Annotated in this window: 8 protein-coding genes; 7 read left to right on the forward strand and 1 reads right to left on the reverse strand. The window is 66.0% G+C overall.

Annotated features, from left to right (window positions below):
- Positions 1-32 precede the first annotated feature (32 nt).
- The 6 genes from ACOJTD_RS07705 to ACOJTD_RS07730 are packed head-to-tail and all read left to right on the forward strand — an operon-like array spanning position 33 to position 5,963.
- Positions 33-1,187: an ABC transporter ATP-binding protein gene (locus ACOJTD_RS07705; RefSeq protein WP_420132332.1), complete on the forward strand. Its 1,155-nt coding sequence runs from the start codon at positions 33-35 to the stop codon at positions 1,185-1,187.
- Positions 1,180-2,124 carry a carbohydrate ABC transporter permease gene (locus tag ACOJTD_RS07710; RefSeq protein WP_420132333.1) on the forward strand — a complete coding sequence of 315 codons (945 nt, stop codon included), beginning with the start codon at positions 1,180-1,182 and terminating at the stop codon, positions 2,122-2,124. The genes ACOJTD_RS07705 and ACOJTD_RS07710 overlap by 8 nt, the downstream gene beginning before the upstream one ends.
- A complete protein-coding gene (locus ACOJTD_RS07715; RefSeq protein WP_420132334.1) occupies positions 2,121-2,957 on the forward strand; it encodes a carbohydrate ABC transporter permease in 837 nt (278 codons plus the stop codon). The genes ACOJTD_RS07710 and ACOJTD_RS07715 overlap by 4 nt, the downstream gene beginning before the upstream one ends.
- A gap of 25 nt (positions 2,958-2,982) precedes the next feature.
- Positions 2,983-4,263: an ABC transporter substrate-binding protein gene (locus tag ACOJTD_RS07720; RefSeq protein ID WP_420132335.1), complete on the forward strand. Its 1,281-nt coding sequence runs from the start codon at positions 2,983-2,985 to the stop codon at positions 4,261-4,263.
- A gap of 57 nt (positions 4,264-4,320) precedes the next feature.
- Positions 4,321-5,142, forward strand: coding sequence for a phosphodiesterase (locus tag ACOJTD_RS07725; protein ID WP_420132336.1), 822 nt, complete (start codon positions 4,321-4,323; stop codon positions 5,140-5,142).
- Positions 5,139-5,963 (forward strand): phosphodiesterase, encoded by an 825-nt coding sequence (locus ACOJTD_RS07730; RefSeq protein ID WP_420132337.1) that lies wholly within the window; start codon positions 5,139-5,141, stop codon positions 5,961-5,963. Before ACOJTD_RS07725 ends, ACOJTD_RS07730 begins: the two co-directional genes overlap by 4 nt.
- A gap of 6 nt (positions 5,964-5,969) precedes the next feature.
- On the opposite strand, the gene ACOJTD_RS07735 is transcribed toward ACOJTD_RS07730, so the two are convergent.
- Complete coding sequence (locus ACOJTD_RS07735) at positions 5,970-6,569, reverse strand: TetR family transcriptional regulator (RefSeq protein WP_420132338.1); 600 nt, start codon at positions 6,567-6,569, stop codon at positions 5,970-5,972.
- Positions 6,570-6,763: 194 nt separating this feature from the next.
- On the opposite strand from ACOJTD_RS07735, the gene ACOJTD_RS07740 reads away from it, so the two are divergent.
- On the forward strand, positions 6,764-7,397 hold a 634-nt coding region (locus ACOJTD_RS07740; RefSeq protein ID WP_420132339.1), incomplete at its 3' end, for an HlyD family secretion protein.

The following is a 7,397-nucleotide window of genomic DNA, read 5'->3' on the forward strand; positions in this document are numbered from 1 at the left end:
TGCGTATGGATCGCAGGTGAGGAGCAGGCGGCATGGCGACAATCGAACTCAGCGACATCCGCAAATCCTTCGACGGCACCGATGTGTTGAAAGGCGTTGATCTGGCGATCGAAGACGGCGAGTTCGTCTCGCTGGTCGGCCCGTCGGGCTGCGGCAAGTCGACCCTGCTGCGTATCATCGCCGGCCTCGAACAGCAGGGCTCCGGCGAAGTGCGGATCGGCGGCGAGCCGGTCGACGGCGTGCGGCCGAGCCAGCGCAATCTCGCGATGGTGTTTCAATCCTACGCGCTCTATCCGCATCTCAGCGTCTTCGACAACATCGCGGTGCCGCTGCGGATGAAGCGGCTGACGACGCTGGAGCGGCTGCCGGCGCTCGGGCGGCTGCTGCCGAACCGCACCCGCGTCGAGCGCGAGATCCGGCACGAGGTCGAGCACGTCGCGGCGCAGCTCGAACTCACTCCGTTCCTGAAGCGCAAGCCCGGCCAGCTCTCCGGCGGCCAGCGCCAGCGCGTCGCGGTCGGCCGTGCCATCGTGCGGCGCCCGGTGGCGTTCCTGTTCGACGAACCACTGTCGAATCTCGACGCCAAGCTGCGGGTCCACATGCGGGCCGAAATCGCGCAGCTGCATCGCCGGCTGCAGGCGACCTTCATCTACGTCACCCACGATCAGGCCGAAGCGATGACGATGTCGGGCCGCATCGCCGTGATGATCGGCGGCGAGCTGGTGCAGGTCGGCCGCCCCGCCGAGGTCTACGACAACCCGCGCGATCTCCGCGTCGCCGAATTCGTCGGCAGCCCGAAGATCAACGTGCTGCCCAGCCAGATCCGCAGCGACGGCGCGGTTGAGACGCTCGGTCAGCGGATCGGCGTCGCGGCCAAGGGGATCGCGCAGCCGTGCCGGATCGGCGTGCGGCCGGAGCGCATCCAGGCCGGAGCGGGGCCATTTGTCGGCCATGTCGTGCATGTCGAGAACATGGGCGCCGAAGCCTTTGTGCATCTCGGCGTCGAAGGGCTCGCGACGCCGCTGCTGGCGCGGATCGGCGATGTGCGCGAGCTGCCGATGCTCGGCAGCGCGCTGCGGTTCTGCTTCGCGCCGGATGCGGTGCGGCTGTTCGATGCCGGTGGCAAGCGGATCGAAACCCACGCGGCGCCGGCGGTGGTGCGCACCCTGGAGGTGGCCGGTGTCTGACGCAGTTCTCACGCCCGGTGCCCTCGCGCTGCCGCGTCCCGCGGCTGCGGCCGCACGAAAGCCGCTGCGACTGCGCGGCGCGTCCGCCTATGCGCTGGTCGGCCCGGCAGTCGTGCTGATGCTGCTGATGCTGATCGGGCCGCTCTGCGGTGTCATCGCGCTGTCCTTTACCGACTATCAGCTCGGCGCGCCGTCCTTCGCCTGGATCGGCCTCGCCAATTATCAGGACATGTTCGCCGACAGGACGTTCTGGATCTCACTCACCAACACGCTGACCTATGTGGTGGTCGTGGTGCCGGGCTCGGTTGTGCTCGGCCTCGGCGTCGCGCTGCTGATCCAGAGCGGCACCGGGCTGCGCGGGTTCTATCGCACCGTGTACTTCCTGCCGGTGATGGCGACGCTGATCGCGATGGCGATCGTCTGGGAGTTCATGCTGCATCCGCAGTTCGGTCTGGTGAACGGCCTGCTGCGCAGCTTCGGCCTTCAGGCCCATGGCTGGCTGCAAGAGCGCGACACCGCGTTGCTGTCGTTGTGCGTGATCGGCATCTGGCAGGCGCTGGGCTTCAACATGGTGCTGTTCCTCGCCGGCCTCGTGTCGATCCCCAAGGCGCTGTACGACGCCGCCGAGATCGACGGCGCCGGCAGCGCCTGGTCGCAGTTCCGGCTGGTGACCTGGCCGCTGCTCGGGCCGGTCACCGTGTTCGTCGTGGTGATCACCGGCATCCGCTCCTTTCAGGTGTTCGACACCGTGCACGTGCTCACCAAGGGCGGCCCATCCAAGGCCACCGAGGTGCTGATCCACACCATGTACATGGAAGGCTTCGAGTTCTTCCGCTCCGGCTACGCGGCGGCACTGACCGTGGTGTTCCTCGTCTTCGTGCTGGCGCTGACCTTGGTCAAAGCCCGTCTCACCGCCCGCCAGGTGCATTACACATGAGCCGCGCGATCAAATTGAGCCCGTGGCCGCTGCTGCGCCATGCCGTGCTGCTCGCCGGCGCGCTGGTGGTGCTGGCGCCGTTCATCTGGATGCTGTCGACCGCCTCGAAGCCGGCCGACGAGATCTATTCCAGCGAGCTGCATCTGATTCCGCATCACTTCGCGCTGTGGGACAATCTGCAGGAAGCGTTCGCAAAGGCCGATCTATGGCGTTATTTGCTCAACGGCCTGATCGTCACCGTGTCGATCTTTGCGCTGCAGATCCTGATCGCGCTGCCGGCCGCCTATGCGCTCGCCAAGCTGCGCTTCCTCGGCCGCGGCACGCTGTTCGCGCTGGTGCTGTTCGGAATCCTGATTCCGCCGCAGGCGACCGCGATCCCGGTGTTCCTGCTGCTGCACAAGCTCGGCGCGCTCGACAGCTACGCGGCGCTGGTGCTGCCGTTCACCATCTCGGTGTTCGGAATCTTCCTGATGCGGCAGTTCTTCAAGACGGTGCCGGACGATCTGATCGACGCCGCGCGGATGGACGGCATCTCCGAATTCGGCATCGTCTGGCGCGTGATGCTGCCGGCCGCGATCCCGGCCGTCACCGCCTTCGGCATCTTCTCGGTGGTGGCGCACTGGAACGATTATTTCTGGCCGCTGATCGTGCTCAACAGCCAGCATTACTACACGCCGCCGCTCGCGGTCGCGCATTTCCGCAATGCCGAGGCCGGCACCAATTACGGCCCGCTGATGGCGGCCGCCCTGGTGATCATCGCTCCGCTGGTGATCGCGTTCCTGCTGGCGCAACGCCGCTTCATCGAGGGCATCACCCTCACCGGATTGAAATGACGTCCCTCACACAAGGAGAACCAAGATGTTGCGAAGCTGGATGATGGCGGCGGCGATGTCGCTGGCCGCAGGCATGGCCCAGGCGCAGACCCAGACCGAAGTGGTGCTGCAATATCCGTATCCGGAGCTGTTCAGCGAGACCCACAAGCAGATCGCCGCGGAATTCGCCAAGGTGCATCCGGAGATCAAGGTGACGCTGCGCGCGCCCTACGAATCCTATGAAGAAGGCACCCAGAAGGTGCTGCGCGAGGCGGTGACCAATCAGCTGCCCGACGTCACCTTCCAGGGCCTCAACCGCATCCGCGTGCTGGTCGACAAGAACATCCCGGCGCCGCTCGACGGCTACATCACGGCCGAGAAGGATTTCGACAAGCAGGGCTTCCATCAGGCGATGTACGACATCGGCACCGCCGGCGGCAAAGTCTATGCGCTGCCGTTCGCGATCTCGCTGCCGATCGTCTATGTCAATGTCGATCTGGTGAAGCAGGCCGGCGGCGATCCGAACAATCTGCCGAATAGCTGGGACGGCCTGATCGACCTCGCCAAGAAGGTCAAGGCGCTCGGCCCGGACATCAACGGCATCACTTACGCCTGGGATATCACCGGCAACTGGCTGTGGCAGGCGCCGGTGTTCGCCCGCGGCGGCACCATGCTGAACGCGGACGAAACCAAGGTGGCGTTCGACGGCCCCGAAGGCCAGTTCGCCATCAAGCAGATTGCCCGTCTCGTCACCGAAGGCGGCATGCCGAATCTCGATCAGCCGTCGATGCGCGCCACTTTCGCGGCGGGCAAGACCGGCATTCATATCACCTCGACCTCCGATCTCAACAAGACCACCCAGATGATTGGCGGCAAGTTCACGCTGAAGACCATCGCGTTCCCCGACGTCGTGAAGCCGAACGGCCGGCTGCCGGCCGGCGGCAACGTCGTGCTGATCACCGCCAAGGACAAGGCCAAGCGCGACGCCGCCTGGGAAGTGGTGAAATTCTGGACCGGCCCGAAGGGCGCCGCCATCATGGCCGAGACCACCGGCTACATGCCGCCCAACAAGGTCGCCAACGACGTCTATCTCAAGGACTTCTACGCCAAGAACCCGAACAACTACACGGCCGTCAGCCAGCTCGGCCTGCTGACCAAGTGGTACGCGTTCCCAGGCGATAACGGCCTGAAGATCACCGACGTCATCAAGGACCACCTCAACTCGATCGTCTCTGGCGCCCGCGCCAAGGAGCCGGAGGCAGTGCTCGCCGACATGACCAAGGACGTCCAGAAGATGCTGCCGAAGACCGTCGGCGCAGCGCGCTGAGCAAGGATGCAAAGCATGCGGAGCGGGCGACCGCTCCGCGTCTCACCGGAGGCCATCATGAAACTGATCCAGCTCAGCGACATCCATCTGACGACGCCGGGGAAGACCATCGGCGGCCGCGATCCGCGGCGCAATTTCGAGCGGGCGCTGACGCATGTGCTGCGCGATCATCACGACGCCGAGCTGATGGTCATCACCGGCGATCTGTCCGACTGGGGCGATCGCGAGGACTATGTCTGGCTGAAACAGCGGCTCGGCGAGTTTCCGGTCCCGACCCGGCTGTGCATCGGCAATCACGACCGCCGCGACGTGTTTCTGAGTGTGTTTCCGGAATGCGCCGATGGCGGCTTTGTGCAGAGCATTCACGACGTCTCGGCCGCGCGCTGCCTGTTGCTCGACACGGTCGAGCCGGACACCCATGCGGGCCGCTATTGCGACGCCCGGCTCGGCTGGCTGGCGAGGCAGCTCGACGAGCATCCGGGGCCGTTCCTGCTGTTCATGCATCACAACCCGGTGCCGACTCATCTCGGCCCGATGGATCGGATCCGGCTGCTCGACGATGCCGCGTTTCGCGGCGTTGTCGGCGCGCATCGCGATCGCATCCGCCACATCTTCTTCGGCCACTGCCATCTGCCGCTGTCCGGCTCGGTCGCCGGCGTGCCGACCTCGTCGCTGCGCGGCACCAACCACGCGTCGTATCCGCTGTTCTCCGAGACCGCGATGCTGAGCGCGTCGGACCTGCCGGAGTCCTACGGCGTCGCCTTCGTCGGCGCCGACTACGTCACGGTTCACATGGTCGAGTTCGGCTATGACGGGCCGATCCGGGTCGAAGGCTCGCCGGATTATCAGGCGTGGGATCGGGAGACGATGGTCCGATGAAGTTCGTCGTTCTCACCGATACGCATTTCGTCGCCCGCGGCCGGCGCATCTACGGCCTCGATCCGGCGGAACGGCTGCGCGCCGCGATCGCCTGCATCAATCGCGATCATCCGGATATCGCCTTCGTGATCGTCACCGGCGATCTGGCGCATTGGGGCGAGGATCCGGCCTATGAGGCGCTCGCCGAGGTGCTGCGCGATCTCAACGCGCCCACGTTTCTGCTGATGGGCAATCACGACAAGCGCGACGGCTTTGCGCGTTACTTCCCCGGCGTGCCGCGCGACCCGCACGGCTTCGTGCAGACCATGCAGGTGTTCGACGCCGCAACCATCGTGACGCTGGATACGCTGAACGAGGACGCGTCCAATCACGCTGGCCTGTTGTGCGAGGCACGGCTGGGGTTTCTCGAACAGGCGTTGATGTCGGCGCCGGCTGATCGGCCGCTGCTGCTGTTCCAGCATCATCCGCCGTTCGACACCGGGCTGCGCTACATGGATACGATCCGGCTTGCCAATCCGGAGGCCGAGTGGGAGGTGATCGCACGCACCCGCCGGCCGGACTATCTGTTCATGGGGCATTTGCACCGGCCGATCGGCGGCGTCTGGCGCGGCATTCCGTTTCACATCCAGCGCGCGCTCGCCCATCAGGTCGCGTTCGATCTGGTGACGGAAGGCCACATTCCGGGCTCGCACGAGCCGCCGGACTACGCGCATGTCAGCGTCGAGGGCGACCGCATCATCATCCACCAGCACTCGTTTCTGTACGATGGACCGCAGTTCTCGCTGCACGACAAGGCGGCGCTGGAGCGGGCCGAGTTCTGAACGCGCTTAGGCGCCCGGTTCGACGCGTACGCCGGCGCTGGCGATGACCGCCTCCAGCGCCGCTGTCATCATCGCTTCGAGCCTTCCGCCCTCCGCCTCCTGCAGCGGCGCGATGCCGAGCACGGTGCGCAGGATGCCGGTGCCGGCGAGCAGCGCCGTGATCAGCGACGCATTGAGCTGGTCGCGATGACCGAGCTTGGCGGCGAGCGGCTCGATAAAACTCCGAGCCACGACGTCCCGCAGCACGCGGGACGCGTCGGCGCTCGACAGCGAGTGGATGATGATATCGAGCGGCCGCACATCGTCCGGCCCATAATCCTCCGCGACCAGCTCTCGCGCCAGGGTCGCCGCAAGGTCTTCGGCCTTGCCGCTCAGCATCGCTTCGGGCTGCAGCGCCGCCTCCACCGCCGCAGCGAACAGCCGTTCCTTCGAGCCGAAGCAGCGATGCACGTAGGCGACGTCGACATCGACGTCGGCCGCAATATCGCGCAGCCCTGTCGCTTCGTAGGATTGCCGGGAGAATCGCAGAATGGCGGCGTCGAGGATCCGATCGCGTGTCGTGACTTTCGGAGACGGCGCCTGTCGTGTGACGGCCTTGTGACTCACGGGCGAACTCCTTGGTGGCGACAACTAACAGGACGTCGGCTGATGCATGCGGGACACAGCTAACGCTGCTGTGATCAACCGCTGTTGATCCTGCTCAAGGTGCGGTTCGCGCGGCTCTGCAAAGTCGAACCACATGCCGGTGTCGAGGATGCGGTCGGTCGCATCCCGCGAAGCGGCGTGACCGGAGAGAGACGATGGCGACGGACTGGAAGCGTTGGGTGATGATTGTCGCCGTCGTGGCGGCCGCGGGCGGCGGGTACGTCGTGTGGCGCACCTTCGGCACCAAGGCGCTGCCGCCGGGAATCGCCAGCGGCAATGGCCGGATCGAGGCGACCGAGATCGACATTTCGACCAAGGCGGCCGGACGCATCCGCGAGATCCTGGTGCGTGAAGGCGATTTCGTCACCGCCGGTCAGGTGCTGGCCCGGATGGACACCGATCAGCTCGAGGCGCAGCGCCGTCAAGCCGAAGCGCAGCTGCGGCGCGCGACGATCGGGGTGCAGACCGCCGCCAGCCAGGTCAATCAGCGCGAGGCCGAGCGCGAAGCGGCTATCGCCGTGGTGGCGCAGCGCGACGCGCAACTCGATGCGCTGGAGCGTCGGCTGGTGCGCGCCGAGACGCTGATCAAAACCAATGCGGTGTCGCAGCAGGTTCTCGACGACGACCGTGCCAATGAACAAGGAGCCAAGGCTGCCGTGGCGGCCGCCAAGGCGCAACTCGCCGCGACCGAGGCGGCGATCAGCGCCGCGAAGGCGCAGGTCGTCGATGCCGGCGCCGCCGTCGACGCGGCCAAGGCGGCGATCGACAGCATCACGGTGGAGATCAATG

Origin of the sequence: Rhodopseudomonas sp., assembly GCF_048594845.1 — a bacterium.
Lineage (GTDB): Bacteria > Pseudomonadota > Alphaproteobacteria > Rhizobiales > Xanthobacteraceae > Rhodopseudomonas.

What these genes read in the sequence shown, in the direction of transcription:
- ACOJTD_RS07705 (WP_420132332.1), top strand. Translation starts at nt 33, where the DNA reads ATGGCGACAATCGAACTCAGCGACATCCGCAAATCCTTCGACGGCACC.
- ACOJTD_RS07715 (WP_420132334.1), top strand. Translation starts at nt 2,121, where the DNA reads ATGAGCCGCGCGATCAAATTGAGCCCGTGGCCGCTGCTGCGCCATGCC.
- ACOJTD_RS07720 (WP_420132335.1), top strand. Translation starts at nt 2,983, where the DNA reads ATGTTGCGAAGCTGGATGATGGCGGCGGCGATGTCGCTGGCCGCAGGC.
- ACOJTD_RS07725 (WP_420132336.1), top strand. Translation starts at nt 4,321, where the DNA reads ATGAAACTGATCCAGCTCAGCGACATCCATCTGACGACGCCGGGGAAG.
- ACOJTD_RS07730 (WP_420132337.1), top strand. Translation starts at nt 5,139, where the DNA reads ATGAAGTTCGTCGTTCTCACCGATACGCATTTCGTCGCCCGCGGCCGG.